The 16,272-nt window shown below is 68.7% G+C and carries 10 protein-coding genes and 1 tRNA gene; 5 read left to right on the top strand and 6 right to left on the bottom strand.

Going from position 1 to position 16,272, the window contains the following annotated elements; all coding sequences use genetic code 11:
- The first annotated feature begins 29 nt into the window (after window positions 1-29).
- Window positions 30-103: transfer RNA gene (locus tag BN1701_RS24990), tRNA-Lys, on the top strand.
- Between the two features lie 68 nt (window positions 104-171).
- Here BN1701_RS24990 and BN1701_RS24985 read toward each other — a convergent pair.
- Window positions 172-1,533, bottom strand: coding sequence for a S8 family peptidase (locus tag BN1701_RS24985; RefSeq protein WP_172803312.1), 1,362 nt, complete (start codon window positions 1,531-1,533; stop codon window positions 172-174).
- 92 nt (window positions 1,534-1,625) lie between these two features.
- Window positions 1,626-5,063, bottom strand: a complete 3,438-nt coding sequence (locus BN1701_RS24980; protein WP_067520877.1) for an indolepyruvate ferredoxin oxidoreductase family protein — start codon at window positions 5,061-5,063, stop codon at window positions 1,626-1,628.
- Window positions 5,064-5,197: 134 nt separating this feature from the next.
- On the opposite strand from BN1701_RS24980, the gene BN1701_RS24975 reads away from it, so the two are divergent.
- Window positions 5,198-5,677: an Lrp/AsnC family transcriptional regulator gene (locus BN1701_RS24975; protein WP_054052757.1), complete on the top strand. Its 480-nt coding sequence runs from the start codon at window positions 5,198-5,200 to the stop codon at window positions 5,675-5,677.
- On the opposite strand, the gene BN1701_RS24970 is transcribed toward BN1701_RS24975, so the two are convergent.
- The 3 genes from BN1701_RS24970 to BN1701_RS24960 are packed head-to-tail and all read right to left on the bottom strand — an operon-like array spanning window position 5,674 to window position 7,966.
- The gene (locus BN1701_RS24970) at window positions 5,674-5,907 is read right to left on the bottom strand and encodes an F-box protein (protein WP_054052755.1); all 234 of its coding nucleotides are present in this window, start codon (window positions 5,905-5,907) and stop codon (window positions 5,674-5,676) included. The genes BN1701_RS24975 and BN1701_RS24970 overlap by 4 nt on opposite strands.
- On the bottom strand, window positions 5,904-6,131 hold the full coding sequence (locus BN1701_RS24965) for a hypothetical protein (protein ID WP_054052754.1): 228 nt from the start codon (window positions 6,129-6,131) through the stop codon (window positions 5,904-5,906). The genes BN1701_RS24970 and BN1701_RS24965 overlap by 4 nt, the downstream gene beginning before the upstream one ends.
- Window positions 6,128-7,966, bottom strand: coding sequence for a hypothetical protein (locus BN1701_RS24960; RefSeq protein WP_067520874.1), 1,839 nt, complete (start codon window positions 7,964-7,966; stop codon window positions 6,128-6,130). The genes BN1701_RS24965 and BN1701_RS24960 overlap by 4 nt, the downstream gene beginning before the upstream one ends.
- A 201-nt stretch (window positions 7,967-8,167) precedes the next feature.
- Between BN1701_RS24960 and BN1701_RS24955 the strand changes: the two genes are divergently transcribed.
- Genes BN1701_RS24955 through BN1701_RS24945 form a run of 3 tightly spaced genes read left to right on the top strand, consistent with a single transcriptional unit; the run spans window position 8,168 to window position 15,608 of the window.
- Complete coding sequence (locus BN1701_RS24955) at window positions 8,168-8,731, top strand: hypothetical protein (protein ID WP_054052752.1); 564 nt, start codon at window positions 8,168-8,170, stop codon at window positions 8,729-8,731.
- A 20-nt stretch (window positions 8,732-8,751) separates the two neighbouring features.
- On the top strand, window positions 8,752-10,761 hold the full coding sequence (locus tag BN1701_RS24950) for a flotillin family protein (protein ID WP_054052750.1): 2,010 nt from the start codon (window positions 8,752-8,754) through the stop codon (window positions 10,759-10,761).
- A gap of 2 nt (window positions 10,762-10,763) precedes the next feature.
- Window positions 10,764-15,608: a DNA repair ATPase gene (locus BN1701_RS24945; protein WP_231949698.1), complete on the top strand. Its 4,845-nt coding sequence runs from the start codon at window positions 10,764-10,766 to the stop codon at window positions 15,606-15,608.
- A 226-nt stretch (window positions 15,609-15,834) separates the two neighbouring features.
- Here the strand turns inward: BN1701_RS24945 and BN1701_RS24940 are convergent, their stop codons facing one another.
- The gene (locus BN1701_RS24940) at window positions 15,835-16,272 is read right to left on the bottom strand and encodes an Imm1 family immunity protein (protein ID WP_054052748.1); all 438 of its coding nucleotides are present in this window, start codon (window positions 16,270-16,272) and stop codon (window positions 15,835-15,837) included.

The following is a 16,272-nucleotide window of genomic DNA, read 5'->3' as shown; positions in this document are numbered from 1 at the left end:
CGGCCACCCGGGTACACTCGCCGGGCGATGGGGCGTTAGCTCAATTGGTTAGAGCTGCGGACTTTTAATCCGTAGGTTCCGGGTTCGAGCCCCGGGCGCCCTACTCATTTTCCACAGAACGCGAAACGGCGGCTGCCACCCTCGGGTGGCAGCCGCCGTTGTCGTCGGTGATCAGATGTTGGCGATGGTGGCGCCCGCGTCGATCAGGCCGGTGCCGCAGCCGCCGGAGCAGGTGCCTGCCAGGGGGCGGGTGTTGGCCTTCAGCGCCGCCTCGACCTGGGCCGGGGTCATGGACTTCTCGCCCAGCATCAGGGCGGCCAGGCCCGCGACGTGCGGGGCGGCCATGCTGGTGCCCATGAACGTCTTGTAGTCCTCGACGGTCTGGACGGTCGTGCCCGCGTTGATGGTGGACAGGATGCCGTCCTGGGGCTTGGTGCGGGTGCCGGGCGGGTCGGTCTCGTTGCGGACCTCGCCGCCGGGGGCGGTCACGTCGATCTTGGGGCCGAAGTTGGAGTAGAAGGCGCGGTTGCCCTCGCGGTCGCTGGCGGCCACCGAGACCACGTTGTTGCAGTTGGCCGGGGTGAAGTTCGCGACGTCCATGTTGGAGTTGCCCGCCGCGACGACGACCGTGGTGCCGCGCTTGACGGCGTTGTCGATGGCGCGCTGGTAGACCGAGGAACACGAGCTGGCGCCGCCGAGGCTCATGTTGATGACCTTGGCCGGGTTCGGGTTGTTCGGGATCCGGGACACCTTGCCGCCGGAGGCCCAGGTGATCGCGTCGGCGATGTCGGAGGTGCGGCCGCCGCACTTGCCGAGCACGCGGACCGGGACGATCTTGGCCTTGGCCGCGATGCCCGCGATGCCGTTGGTGTTGTCGCTGACCGCGGCGATGGTGCCCGCGACGTGGCTGCCGTGCCACGACGAGTTGCTCGGGTTCGCCTGGCCGCACTCGCCCGCGGCGTACCAGTCGCCCTCGTCGTTGGGGTTGGCGTCGCGGCCGTTGCCGTCGCGGGCGGAGGTGGCGTCGCTGATGAAGTCGTAGCCGGGGAGCACGTTGGTGTTGAGGTCGGAGTGGCCGACGATGCCGGTGTCGATCACCGCGACCGTCACGCCCGCGCCGTCTGCGGTGGTCCACGCGGCGGGGGCGTTCATGCCCGCGGTGGCCTCGAAGAGGTCCCACTGTTCGGCGTAGCGGCTGTCATTGGTCTGCGCGGTCATGATCAGGTCGGGCTCGACGCTGACGACGCCCGCCTGCTTGCGTAGGTCGTTCATCAGCTTCGCGGCGCCCGAGCGGTTGAGGCCGCGGTTCGCGCGCACGACGACGTCACCCGTGCCGAGGTCCCTCACCCGGGTGACACCCGCGAGACTCCGCGACGCCGCCGAGGTGTCGGAGTAGCTGACGATGAACTGGTCGTAGCCCGCGGCCGCCGCTTCCTCCTGGCCGGCCTGCGCCGTGCCTACCAGCGACGGGATGGTCAGTCCGGCGACCGCCATACCCAGCGTCGCGAATGCGGAAATATACCGCTTCTTCATCAGAACGCCCTCTCATGAATTGCGCAACCAGTGACGGCTTGCACCATCGGGTGAACGAGCTGTCACCTTCAAGAGAGGGAGCCTGCGTGAAGTTATGACGCCGCGACAGGGTTCACAGTTGCCACTTCCTGCGCACCGTCGGAAGCGACTATGTGGACGGTCAGCTCGGCGACGCGCGCCCGGTAGCGCTCCACCGAGGCGAGTTTGATCTCCTCGTAGCCCCGGACGAGATCGGGAGCGGCGGCCAGTTCGCACGCGGTCGCGTAGGTCGACGCGGTCACCGAGGCAGCCAGCCGCGTGATCATCGCGCTGTACTCCTCGATCAGCGCGCGCTCGACCTTGCGCAGGTGGGCGTGGCCGAACGGGTCGAACGCCGTGCCCCGCAGCCCGCGCAGGGCCCGCAGCGCGGCGAACATGGGCCGGGCCGAGCGCTTCAACGTGATCTTGCGCTTCATCCCCATCGCCCGCAGCATCGGCGGGTGCAGCTGGTAGCCGATCATCGCGCCCGCGCCGAACTTCTCCTCGACCGACTCGCGCACGGCCGGGTCCAGGTGCAGCCGGGCGACCTCGTACTCGTCCTTGTAGGCCATCAGCTTGAACAGGTTGCGCGCCACGGCCTGGGTCAGCGTCCCCGGCGTGCCCAGCATCAGCTCCGCTGTCTCCACAGTGGACACCAGGTCGGTGTACCGCCGGGCGTAGGCGGCGTTCTGGTAGGCGGTCAGCTCGGGCACGCGCACCGCGAGCAGCCGCTCCAGCTCGGTCCCCTCGACCTTGACCACCGGCTTGTCCAGCCACGTCGGGTCGATCAGGCACTGCCGACCCGCCCGGAACGCCTGGATCGTGGTGGCCACGCCGACGCCGTTGATCTCGATGGCCTTCTCGATCGCCTCGGCCGTCAGCGGCAGCAGCCCGGCCTGGTAGGCCGCGCCGACGACCAGGAAGTTGGCCGCCGCGGTGTTGCCGAACAGGCGTTCGGCCAGGTCGAGGGCGTCGAAGGCGTGCACGGACTTGGTCCGGCCGGTGATCTTGCCCAAGAGATCCTCGCGGCCCGGGTAGCCGACCGACGGGTCGGTCACCATCCGGCCGGTGGGCACCTCCGAGGTCGACACGACCGCGACGGTCCGGTCCTCCGAGCAGCGCGACAGGTTCGGCTCGGTGCCCGCGGCGAGGGCGTCGAACACCAGATAGCCGTCGGCGGTCCCAGCCGGAACCAGGCCGGGCGCGACGCTCTGACCAGCGGTGATGCGCAGGTGGGACACCACGGCGCCCGCCTTCTGGCTCAGCCCGGTCTGGTCGAGCGCACGCACGTCGAGCCCGCTGATCAGCGCGGCGGTGGCGAGCACCTGGTTGGTGGTGACCACGCCGGTGCCGCCGATGCCGACGAGCACGAGGTTTGCCGCGTCCGGCCGCGCCGAGGGTTCAGGCTGGCCGGACGGGAGTTCGGGCCGGTCAAGGCGCTTCTTGCCCTGGCCGGGGATGACGGTCAGGAACGACGGGCAGTCGCCGAGCAGGCAGGAATAGTCCTTATTGCACGAGGTCTGGTCGATCTGGGTCTTGCGGCCGAACTCGGTGTCGACCGGTTCGACGCTGAGGCAGTTGGACTTCTGCCCGCAGTCGCCGCAGCCCTCGCAGACCGACTCGTTGATGTGCACGCGGGTCACCGGGTCGGGCAGCAGGCCGCGCTTGCGCTTGCGGCGCTTCTCGGCGGCGCACTCCTGGTCATAGACGATCACCGTCACGCCGGGGATGTCGCGCAGTTCGCGCTGGACGGCGTCGAGGTCATCGCGGTGCCGCACCTTCACCCCGGGCGCCCACTTGGTCCGCCGCGGGTACTTGCGCGGCTGGTCGGTCACCACGACCGTGCGCGCCACGCCCTCGGCGTGCAGCATCCGGGTCACCGCGGCCGGGTCGACCGACCCGTCGGCGTGCTGGCCGCCGGTCATCGCCACGGCGGCGTTGTAGAGCAGCTTGAAGGTGATGTTGGTGTCCGCCGCGACGGCCTGGCGGATCGCCAGGCTGCCGGAGTGGAAGAACGTGCCGTCGCCGAGGTTCTGGAAGAAGTGCTCGGTGTCGGTGAACGGCGCGGCGCCGACCCAGCTGACGCCCTCGCCGCCCATCTGGGTGAACCCGACGCTGCGGTCCATGAACGTCGTCAGCGCGTGGCAGCCGATGCCCGCGCCCGCGAGTGAGCCGTCCGGGGTCTCGGTCGAGCGGTTGTGCGGGCAGCCCGAACAGAAGAACGGGGTCCGGTTGACCGGGGTCAGCGACAGCGCGGGTAGCCGCGGCTTGAACGCCGGGTGCCGCAGGTCGACGTGCTCGCGGCCGACCCGCTCGGCCAGGAACCGGCCAAGCGACGCCACGAGCCGGTCGGCGTCGAGCGACCCGGTCACCGGGATGAGCTGCTTGCCCTCCGGCCCCTGCTTGCCGTAGACGCGCGGCCGGACAGCCCGGTCGAACAGGGCCTCCTTGACCAGCGTCTCCACGAACGCGCGCTTGTCCTCGATCACCACCAGCTCGTCGAGCCCGTCGGCGAAGCGGAACAGCAGGTCGCGGTCGATCGGGTGGACCATGCCCAGCTTCAGGATGCGGACACCCCGCCGGACCAGCGCGTCCTCATCCAGGCCGAGTCGGTCGAGGGCATCGCGCAGTGAGGCGTAGTTGTGGCCGGAGGCGACCAGGCCGATCCGGGCGTCGGCGACCGCGCCCTCGATCACGTTCAGCCCGTTGGCCGCGCTGAACGCCACCGCCGCGGCCAGCCTGCCGTCGAGCACCTCACGCTCCAGCGCGAGCGCCTCGGGGATGCCGACACCGGCCTTGTAAGTGGGCCGCCATGGGCGTCCGTCCCACGAGAACTCCGGAATGACGATCTCCGGGGTCGCGCCCAGGTCGACGATCTCGTAGGCGTCGCCGATGTTGGTCACGATGGTGAACCCGGTCCACGCGCCGCTGAACCGGGACAGCTCGAAGCCGAAGCGGCCCAGCCGGATCACGTCGGCCACGTCGACCGGGGCCAGCACCGGCAGGTAGGACTCGGCCAGCGCCATGGTCGAGTTCGACGGCAGCGACGACGACTTGCTCGCCGGGTCGTCCCCGGCCACGCACAGCACGCCGCCGCGCGGGGTGGTGCCCATCCAGGTCGCGTGCTTGATCGCGTCGACCGACCGGTCGAGACCGGGTGCCTTGCCGTACCAGAGCCCGAAGACACCCTCGAAGCGCGGATCGGGCAGCTGTGGGGCCAGCTGCGAGCCGTAGACGACGGTCGCGCCCAGCTCCTCGTTGACGCCGGGGATGAATTTGATGTCGTGCTCGGCCAGCAGCTTGGCGTTGCGGTCGAGGACGAGGTCGAGACCGGCCAGCGGTGAGCCGCGGTAGCCCGAGACCAGGCCTGCCGTGCGCCAGCCGCGGGCCTGGTCGGCGCGGTGCTGGTCGAGCAGCAGCTTGCCGAGCGCCTGCACGCCGGTCAGCGCGCCGCGGCCGGAGGTGGCGCCGACGACCTCGGCAGGGCTGTACCCCTCGAACAGCACTGTCATGTCCGCCACCTTCGCTCTCGCCTGCGCGTCGCGGGCAAGCAAACGATTCACGGTGAGCGCTGTGCAAGACTCAAGGGGGAAAGTTGAGCGATCTGCGCAAAAGATGTCCGGGTGATCATGGGAGGTTGAGCGGCATGGGCAGTTGGAACCGCCTCGACCTGCGGGTCATCCGCGAGCTGGTGGCCAGCCCGCGCGTCGGCATCACTGAGCTGGCCGAACGCCTCGGGATCGCCCGCAACACCGCGCACGCCAGGGTCGCCCGGCTGGAACGCCAGGGTGTGGTCGGGCAGCGCGGCCGGGCCGTCGACTACACCGAGCTGGGTGTCGAGGTGACCGCGTTCCTGACCATCCAGGTCGCGCAGGGCCGCCTCGGCTCGGCCATCGACGACCTGGTGCTCGTGCCCTACGTGCTGGAGGCGCACGGCATCGCGGGCGACGGTGACCTGCTGGTCCGGGTCGCCGCGCGCAGCAACCGCCACCTGCACGAGGTGATCAACTCGGTGCTCGCCTGCCGCGGCGTGATCCGCAGCTCGACCGCCGTCGCGATGACCGACCAGATCCCCTACCGGGTGGCCCCCCTGCTCGACGCGATCGAGCGGTCCCTCCCGGACTAGGGGATCGGGCCGAACATGGCCTGGTGGATGTCGGCGTTCCACTGCTGGACGTTCGGGCCGTTGTGCAAGCCGTCCAAGACCTGCCTGAGCCTGGTGCGCGCGAGGTGTGCCGCGCGGTTGTTACTGGCCAGCAGCGCGACGGCGGCGACATCCTGCGGATCGAGTTGGTCCACGATCTTCAGCTGCAGCTCTACCGGAAGCAGGTCCAGGCCACTTGCGCCGGGGGTCATCGCTGTACCCCGGCGTACTGCTCCAGCTGGTCGGCCAGGTAGGCGACCCGGATCTGGACGGCTTCCATCTCCTGGAGGAGGGCGTTGACCTGTTCTTCGAAGAACGAGATCACCTCGTCGTAGCCTTCGTCGGATTCCAGCAGGTCCTGGGCGTCACTGACGCCAAGGAACTGAAGCAGTTGGTCGCGGGTGTCCGCGTCGAGCCGCGCTATGGCTTCGGTCATGCCTCCAGCGTCGATGCCTTCTTACGCCGGAGGGACGACCGTTCGGGCAGACGTTCGGTCGAAGCAGCCGACGCGTAAAGCCAGGCGAACAGCGCCCAAGCCAGCCCGAACACGCCGCCGACGAACACGTACGCCGTCGTCCACAGCACGGCCGGGGTGTCGGACTTGCGTTCCCGCTGGAGGAACTCGATCTCGGGGATGAACGGGTGCGCGCCGTCGATGGCCCGGATCGACGACGCGTTGGCGGCCGGGTCGGCGGGCGCGTAGACCGGTGCCAGCGTCAGCACGCGGTCGGCGGTGTGCAGCCGGATGCCCGACTTCCACTCGCCGTAGACCGGCAGCGGCTCGCTGGTTCGGTAGACACCGTCGCCGACCGGGACCAGCGGCGCGGAGTTGAACCCGCCGCCCTGCCAGGAGAACCCGCTGAGCCACACCGCGTCACGGGTGACGTCGGCGGGCGTGATCGTCACCGTCGCGTTGACCCAGCGCTCCTCGCCGTCCTTCGGGTGGGCGATGGGGAGGCCGGTGGCCGACTCGGTGAGCTGGATGTCGGCCGACCAGTCCGGGCCGGGGTCCTGCGGCGGGATCACGAAAGCCAGCACGGCGGTCGCGCCGAGCGCGCCCGCCAGCCCGAGCGCGTGCCTGCGGGCGAAACCCGTGGGGGCCGGGGCCTGCGGCTTGGCTATCTCGGTGATCCGCTGGTGCTGCCACGCGCCGACCAGGCCGCCGCCGACCGCGCACAGCGTGCCGACGACCACGGCGTCGGCGAGCATCGACGCGGGCCACGGGTTGGGCATGATCCACTGGCTGAACTGGAACTCGGCGACCATGCCGACCGTGCCGACGCCGAGTCCGGCGGCGATGCCGAAGCGGTAGCCGGGCTTGAGGAACAGCGCGACCAGCTCGATGATCACCGCTTCCGCCACACACGGCAGCAGGACGGCGGTGTGGAAGTCCAGCGCGTAGGGCAGCGCGACGAAGAACGGGCGGCTGACGAGCAGCACCGCGACCGTCAGCAGCGCGCCGCCGGGGCCGAACGACGAGCGGCCGACGACCATCGTCCAGGTCGTGGTCAGCGCGACGATGGCGACGTGGCTGAGCATCGGGAACTGCGGGACGCCGAGGTCGAACTCCATCAGCATCGCGGCGGTGCCCATCAGCCACGCCCCCGCGAGCAGCACGCCGAGCCACCGGGTCCACTGGCTGTCGCCCTTGACCTGGCGGGCCTCGGCCAGCAGCAGCTGAAGTCCGATGACGACGGTGATCGCGCCGCAGATCATCAGCACGTGGGTCGGGCCCCACTCGGTGACGTCCTGGCCGAAGAGGCGGTGCCACCCGTCGTCGAGGGGGAAGCCGGAGAGGGCGACCGAGCCGGTGGCGAACATCAGCACGCTGCCGCGCGGCACCCTGATGTCCGGCCCGATCCGCAGCGCCTTGGCGGGCAGGTCGCGGGTGGCCAGCGCGCCGCTGATGACCCCGGAGAACATGATTCCGACCAGGCCGAAGTAGATCGGGTAGTGCGACGGGTTGGCCAGCGGGCCCTCGTCGCGGCCTAGCTCCATGTGGATCGGGACGTCCCAGTAGACGCCGACCAGCGCCGAGATGCCCGACGCGAACGCCACCACCAGCGGTATCGGCGCCCACCGGGGCAGCCCGGTCAGCCGCTCGCTGTGGTCGGCGAGCCTGCCCAGCACGGTCGCCTTCCCGGTGCGTTCCCGCACCACGAAGACCAGCAGCGGGATGAACACGACCAGGAACATCCCGAGCGCGATCAGGATCTGGTCGACGGGCGCCCCGCCCGCGGGCGGCGGGCTTGCCGGATGGGCCAGCGGCATGTCATCCACCTCAGTTCTGGAGCCGGGTGGAAGGTATGATAGCAAGTAACTGTTACTTCACGTAACACAAACTTGGTGTGACCGACCCAATCTCCTCTGTGGACCGTGCACCGGCCCGTCACGAAATGTCCGAGAAACGCGAACTAGCTTCCGACGCGGCGGGTAGGGTGCCGCCAACAACAGTGTCTCTGGGGGCGGTCGATGGGTGAGTTCGTCGCGACGGCTCTCCGTTTCCCCGTGGTCCTGTTCACCTTCCTGTTGGTCGCCGTCATCCTCTACTGGCTGATCGTCGCGCTCGGAGTGTCCGATATGGACTCCGCGGACGTCGAGGCGTTCGGACTCGGCGGCGTGCCGCTGACGATCGCCGTCTCGCTGCTGGTCCTCGTGGCGTGGTTCGCCGCGCTGGTCGGCACCGTGCTGCTGCCCGGGGGCGCGCTCGTGTCGATCGGTGTGCTCCTGGGGGCACTGCTGATCGGCCTTCTCGTCACACGCCTGGCCATGGCGCCGCTGCACCGGCTGTTCCCCGACGACACCGGCGCGTCGCGCGTCGACTTCGTCGGCCGGACCTGTGTGGTGCGCACCGGCCAGGTCGACCAGACCTTCGGCCAGGCCGAAGTGACCGCACCGGACGGCTCATCGGCGGTCATCCAGGTCCGCAAGGCGGGCGACGACGCGCTCGGCGCGGGTGACACCGCCGTGATCTACGACTACGACCCCGACGGCGAGTTCTTCTGGATCTCCCCGCTCGACTCTTCGCTCACCTGACTCTGAGGGGCTGCAGAAGCATGGAACCGATCTCCACTGGCCTTGTCGTCGTGCTGGGCGTGATCCTCCTCGTCCTCGTCATCCTGGTGTTCATGATCAGCAGGCTGTTCCGCAAGGTGGAACAGGGCAAGGCGCTGATCGTGTCCAAGGTCAAGAACGTATACGTGACGTTCACCGGCGCGATCGTGCTTCCCGTGCTGCACAAGGCCGAGGTCATGGACATCTCGGTCAAGACCATCGAGATCAACCGGGCGGGCACCGAGGGCCTGATCTGCCGCGACAACATCCGCGCCGACATCCGGATCACGTTCTTCGTGCGGGTCAACAAGACCACCGAGGACGTCATCAAGGTGGCGCAGGCGATCGGCACGCAGCGGGCCAGCGACGAGAGCACCCTGCAGGTGCTGTTCAACGCCAAGTTCTCCGAGGCGCTCAAGACCGTGGGCAAGCAGCTGGACTTCGTCGACCTCTACACCCAGCGCGACCAGTTCCGCGACCAGATCATCCGGGTCATCGGCACCGACCTCAACGGCTACAGCCTTGAGGACGCCGCCATCGACTACCTCGAGCAGACCCCGATGTCGCAGCTCGACGCGGCCAACATCCTCGACGCGCAGGGCATCCGCAAGATCACCGAGCTGACCGCGATCGAGCACATCCGCACCAACGAGTTCCAGCGCAACGAGGAGAAGGAGATCACCCGCCAGAACGTCGACGCGCGGGAGGCCATCCTGGAGCTGGAGCGGCGCAAGGCCGACGCGGAGATCAAGCAGCGCCGCGAGGTCGAGACCATGCGCGCCCGCGAGGAGGCCGAGATCCTGAAGGTGCAGGCCGAGGAGCGGCTCAAGGCCAACACCGCCCAGCTGCGCACCGACGAAGCGCTGGGTGTGCAGAGCGAGAACCAGGCCCGTGAGATCGCCGTGGCGCAGAAGAACCGCGAGCGCGTGATCGCCATCGAGACCGAGCGCATCGAGAAGGACCGGATGCTGGAGGTCATCGCCCGCGAGCGCGAGACCTCGCTCTCGCGCATCTCCGCCGACAAGGAGGTCGAGGGCGAGAAGCGCGCCGTGGCCGAGGTCGTGCGCGAGCGGATCGCCGTCGACAAGACCGTCGCCGAGCAGGAAGAGGCGATCAAGCGGCTGCGCGCGGTCGAGGAAGCCGAGCGGATGCGTCAGGCGCTGGTCATCGGGGCCGAGGCGGAGGCGCAGGAGAACCTGGTCAAGGACATCAAGGCCGCCGAGGCCGCGGAGGCATCGGCCAAGCACAAGGCGCGCGAGGAACTCGTGCTCGCCGAGGCGCGTCAGCAGGCCGCCGAACTCGACGCGCGGGCCAAGATCCGCCTCGCCGAGGGCACCCAGGCCGAGGCCGCCGCCGAGGGGCTGGCCCAGGTGCAGGTGCGCGAACGCGACGCGCTGGCGATCGAGAAGGTCGGCCGCGCGGAGGCCGTGGTCGCCCGCGAGAAGGCGATGGTCGAGGCCGACTCGATCAAGTTCAAGCTCAAGGGCGAGGCGGAAGGCCTGTCGGACAAGGCGGGCGCGCTCGCCGCGATGGACCAGGCCACCCGCTCGCACGAGGAATACCGGCTGCGGCTTGAGGCGGAGCGGGACATCCGCCTCAAGGGCATCGAGGCGCAGCGCGAGGTCGCCGAGGCGCAGGCCATGGTGCTGGCCGCGGGCCTGGAGAAGGCCGACATCGACATCGTCGGCGGCGAGACCCAGTTCTTCGAGCGGATCGTGGGCGCGGTGTCGATCGGCAAGAGTGTCGACGGGTTCATGGACCACTCGTCGGTCGCCCAGCAGCTCGCCGGGCCGTGGCTCAACGGTTCGGCCAGCTTCACCGACGACGTGAAGTCACTGCTCGGCTCGGTCGACACCAACGACATCAAGAACCTGACGGTGTCGGCGCTGCTGCTCAAGTTGATCAACTCGGGCAACGGCGAGGCCGGGAAGCTGACCGAGTTGCTCGGGCACGCCCAGCGGCTCGGCGTCGCCGACCAGCCCGTCGCCGCACTGGCCGCCGCACAGCGGTGACAGTGACAGACGGAGCGACGGCCGCGGTGACATCGACCGCGCCCGCGCTGGACGCGGGCACCTACGAGGTGCTGCGGGCCCGGCTCGGCGAGCAGGCCGCCGAGCTGGCCCGCCGGGCGCGAGCGCTCAACGACGAGCGGCTGCGCGTCTTCGGCGGGACCGAGCTGCGGCTAGTCGGCACCGACCGGATCCGCACGGAGAACAACTGCGTGCCCCGCGACATCGTCGCGCTGGGTTCGACGATGGTGTTCGGCTACAACGTGTTCATCGGGCTCAAGCCCGAGACCACGATCGCCGACGTGTTCTCGCTGCACACCTTCACCCGCGACGGCGAGGCGTTCCGGTTCGACCCGGCCGAGCTGCCACCGCTGCTGGGTGACGAGCAGTTCCAGCGCGACTTCGCCGAGCTGTACCGGTACTACCGTGAGACCCGGCTGCTGCAGCTGCGGCGGGTCGAGGGCAAGCTGCTCGGGGTGTTCCAGACCGGGCCGCGCACCGAGGACACCAAGGTCCTGCGGTGGAAGGTGGCCGTCGACGGCACTGTGTCCTATGAGGACAATCGGGGCGAGCGGGACCACGTCTTCCCGCCGTCGCACGACTTCGAGTGGACCGAGGCGACCCGCGACGATCACGTGCTGGGCCGGTTCCCGCACATCTCGATCCTGGGCCAGGTCTTCATCGAGACCGTGCACGGTGACTTGACCCTCAAGGTGGAGAACAACACCGAGACCGGCGAGGGCGTCTACTCCGAGCCCGTCGACGAGCCATTGCAGAGCCTCGCCGACGCCGAGGTGCACTACGCGCAGGTCGGGCCGCTGATCCTTATCCGCGTGCGGCCGTACAAGGAGCCGGACTGGCGGCACCTGGTGTTCAACACCCACACCAGGACGGTCGTGCGGCTCGACGGGATCGGGCAGGCCTGCCGCAGGCTGCCCGAGGACCACGGCCTGATCTTCCCCGGCGGCTACTACCTGGCCACCGGGGTGCACAAGACGTTCGACACCGATGTCACCGACCTGGAGTACGAGCGCGTCATCCGCTCGCCCAACGGCGAGGATGTGCTGTTCGTCTTCCACGCGCGCGGCGACGGGCGGTCGCTGCTGCTGCCGTACAACCTGATCCGCAAGGAAGTGGCGAACCCGCTGGTCTGCCACGGGTACTCGCTGTTCGACGACGGCACGCTGGTGATCTTCCGGGCCGACTCGGAGGAACCGACGCGGGTGCACGCGATGCAGGTGTGGCAGACGCCGTACCTGTCCGACACCTACGCCGCGGCGCAGCCGGTGGGCACCGGGCCGCTGGAGAAGGTCGGGAACCCGGAGCTGGTGCGGGGGATCTCGGATTGCCTGTCGGTGACCCACATGGTCGGCGACATGGCTCCTTCGGCGGCGGTGTTCGAGGCGCTGATCACGGCGTGCGCGCGGGTGTTCGACATCTATCACTGGCTCGATGTCGGGGACTTGCGCGAGCCGCTGAGCGAGGTGCGGGCGACCGCCGAGCAGGTGCTCGACGAGTTCGAGACCGTCTCGGCGCTGACCAAGCAGGCCGCGGACGCGCTGGCCGAGGTGTCCGCGCAGGTCGCCTCCCTGATCCGGACCGTGCGCGGCGAGGCGCCCAAGACGGCCGACGCGTGGGTGGGCCAGCTCGCCGAGTTGCGTCGGGTCCAGGGGCGGGTGATCACGCTCCGGGACGTCCGCTATATCGATGGTTCACAAGTAGAATCGTTGAACAATTCTCTTGTTGAACAGTTGAACGATGCGGGCAAGCGGGCGGTCGGCTTCCTGCAGGGCGCGGACGCGTTCGCCGGGTACCACGAGCAGGTCGCCAGGCTCGTCGCCGATGCCGAGGCGATCACGACCGTGGCGGCGGCCGAGCCGGTGAGCGACCAGCTCGCCACGCAGGCCGAGGGGCTGGAGATCGTCACCGAGGTCGTCGGCTCCCTCGACATCGCCGACGCCACCGCGCGCACGTCGATCCTGGAGCGCGTCGGCGAGGTGCTGGCCGGGGTCAACCGGGCCCGCGCCACCCTGGTCGCGCGCCGCAAGGAGCTGCTGGCCACCGAGGGCCGCGCGGCCTTCGCCGCCGAGTTCGCCCTGCTCGGCCAGGCCATCACCGGGGCGCTCGCGGTCGCCGACACCCCGCAGCGCTGCGACGAACAGCTCGGCAAGCTGATGCTCCAGGTGGAGAACCTGGAGACCCGCTTCGGCGACTTCGACGACTTCCTCACCGAGCTGGGCACCAAGCGCACCGACGTCTACGAGGCGTTCTCCTCGCGCAAGCAGGCGCTGCTGGACGACCGCGCTCGCCGGGCCGACCGCCTGATCGAATCGGCCGACCGGGTGCTCGCCAGCGTGCAGCGGCGGGTCGCGGGGCTGAAGTCGGTCGACGAGGTCAACACGTACTTCGCGTCGGACCCGATGGTCGCCAAGCTCCGCTCGGTGGCCGCTGACCTGCGCGAACTCGGCGACCAGGTGCGGGCCGAGGAGCTCGACGGCCGGGTCAAGGCCGCCCGGCAGGAGGCGGGCCGCTCGCTGCGCGACCGCCTCGACCTCTACACCGACGGCGGCGACACGCTGCGCTTCGGCAAGCACGCGTTCGCGGTCAACACCCAGCCGCTGGACCTGACCCTGGTCCCGCACGACGGCGGCATGGCCTTCGCGGTCACTGGGACCGACTACCGCTCGACCGTGCGCGACGAGGACTTCCAGTCGACCAGCGAGTTCTGGTCGCAGCTACTGGTGTCGGAGTCGACCGAGGTCTACCGCGCGGAGCACCTTGCCGCGTCCATTATGGATAGTGCGGTCCCGTCGGACTCGTCGAACCTGCTCGACGAGGTGCGCACGGTCGCCGAGACCCGCTACGACGAGGGCTACGAACGCGGCGTGCACGACCACGACGCCGCCAAGATCCTCGACGTGCTGCTGCGTCTGCACGCGGGCGCGGGTCTGCTGCGCTACTCGCCGCAGGTCCGCGCCGCGGCGCAGCTGTTCTGGGCCCACGGCACCGACGAACCCCAGCGTGCCCAGTGGACCGTGCGCGCGGGTTCGCTGGCCAGGGCCCGCGCCGCCTTCGGCCCAGTCCCGGCCATCGGCGACTTGAGCGTGGAACTGTCCGAGGCCGCGTCAGCCTTCCTGGCCTCGTCGGGTCTGCCGGTGGAGAACGTCGGCGAGTACCTGTTCGAGGAACTGGCGGGTACCCCACTCGGGTTCGTCACCAGCGCGGGCGCGCGGACCCTGGTCGACAAGTTCCGCCGCGCCTGCGGCCCGCAGTTCGATGAAGATGTGCGCGCGGTCGGCGACCTCGCGGCTCGTCATCAGTTGGTCCGGGCCTGGCTGTCGACCTTCCAGGCGAGCGCCAATCTGTCCGATGTGGACCTCCCAGAGGCGGTCGCCATCGAACTCTGCGGCGACCTGCCCCGCCACGATTCGTCGGCGGCGCTGTCGGGCAAGGTCGAGGGTCTACTCGGGGCGCACCCGCGGATCACCGACCGGTCACTGGACCTGCGCCTGGACGAGTTCCTGGCCAGGACCAGCCGTTTCCGATCCGAGCGCGTACCCGCCTATCGCGCGTACCAGCGTCGACGGGAAGCGCTGGTGGTGCGGGAGAAGGAGCGCCTGCGGCTGACCGAGTACCAGCCCAAGGTGATGAGCGCGTTCGTCCGCAACCGCTTGCTGGACGAGGTCTACCTGCCGCTGATCGGCGACAACCTCGCCAAGCAACTCGGTGCGGCGGGCGAGAACAAGCGGACCGACCAGATGGGCCTGCTGCTGCTCATCTCCCCGCCGGGCTACGGCAAGACCACGCTGATGGAGTACGTGGCCAACCGACTCGGCCTGGTGTTCGTCAAGGTCAACGGCCCGGCGCTGGGCCACGACGTGACCTCGATCGACCCGGCCGACGCGCCCAACGCGACCGCCCGGCAGGAGATCGAGAAGATCAATTTCGGCCTGGAGATGGGTAGCAACGTCCTGCTGTATCTGGACGACATCCAGCACACCAACCCGGAGCTGTTGCAGAAATTCATCTCCCTGTGCGATGCGCAGCGGCGGATGGAAGGCGTCTGGGACGGGCGGACGCGGACTTATGACCTGCGTGGCAAGCGGTTCGCGGTGTGCATGGCGGGCAACCCGTATACGGAGTCCGGCAAGCGGTTCCGAGTCCCGGACATGCTCGCCAACCGCGCGGACGTGTGGAACCTGGGTGATGTGCTGTCGGGGCGCGAGGAGCTTTTCTCACTGAGCTATGTCGAGAACGCGTTGACGTCGAATCCGGTGCTGGCGCCACTGTCCACTCGGGAGCGTGCGGATATCGGGCTGTTCGTCCGGATGGCTCGGGGCGATTCGTCGGTGCGCGCTGATCAGTTGGCGCATCCTTATTCGTCGGTTGAGGTTGAGCGGATCGTTTCGGTGTTGTCGAAGTTGTTGCGGGTGCAGGAAGTGGTGTTGGCCAACAACAAGGCATACATCGCGTCTGCCGCGCAAGCTGAGGCTTCGCGGACGGAGCCGCCGTTCGGGTTGCAGGGGTCGTATCGCAACATGAACAAGCTGGCTGAGCGGATCGTGCCGGTGATGAACTCGGATGAGTTGGAAGCGGCTATTGACGATCACTACCGGGGTGAGGCGCAGACTTTGACCGCGGGTGCTGAGGCTAATTTGCTGAAGCTTGCCGAGTTGCGGGGGCGGTTGAGTGCGGAACAGGCTGAGCGGTGGGCTGCGGTTAAGGCTGGGTATTTGCGGGAGCGGGCTCTTGGTGGGGATGGGGACGATCCGATGAGTCGGGCTGTGGGGGCGGTTGGGTTGTTGGCTGATCGGGTTGGGGGGATTGAGGCTGCTATCCGGGGTTCCTGATCTGGATTGGCGGGCTTGGGTGGCTTGGGTGCTTGGCCGGCTTTGGTGTGGGGTGCCTGTTTGGGTGGTTCGCCTTGATTTGGGGACCCCTAGAAATGGGCCTGTGCGGGTCAAAAGGCGAGGTCAAGAAGACTCACCCGCACCGCGATTTTAGGCCCATTTCCCCCAAATCAAGGCGAACCACCCAAACAGGCCGTTCTGTGGGCCCGTCACGTTGTCGCCTGCTCTAACTCAGTGGCAAATCAATTGATTCTTTGGGTTGCCACTCGATATTCTGGGGTATTTGGCCGCCGCTGGATAGGAGTTCAACCATTGCCAGTCGTACCGAGTTCAATGTGATTTCGGAGTTGGCGGGAAATTCGTGGCCGGTGCCGAAATAGGCGTACACGATTCGATCGGGATTGGTGGTGTCGCCCTGACTGTAGAACTCGCCGTCTTCCCCTGCGTAGCGGACGCTGCCCAGGTCGCGAGTCGGGTCGACGGCGACCACCAGTTCGTGGGTGGGATCGGCGTCGGTGGACTCGTCGATCGCGTAGACGGTGGCCGCGCGGTAGTCAGGGCCTGCACCGAGTAGCTCGCTGATGAAGCGGTCGATATCAACGGGGGTGCGCAGTAGCTGGACACCCGCATCGTGCTTGTATGACGCTTCCAAGACAAACCCCAC

The organism is Alloactinosynnema sp. L-07 (assembly GCF_900070365.1).
Taxonomy (GTDB): Bacteria; Actinomycetota; Actinomycetes; order Mycobacteriales; family Pseudonocardiaceae; genus Actinokineospora.
The sequence above is the reverse complement of the archived record's forward strand: the minus strand, read 5'-3'. Positions and strand labels throughout refer to the sequence as shown.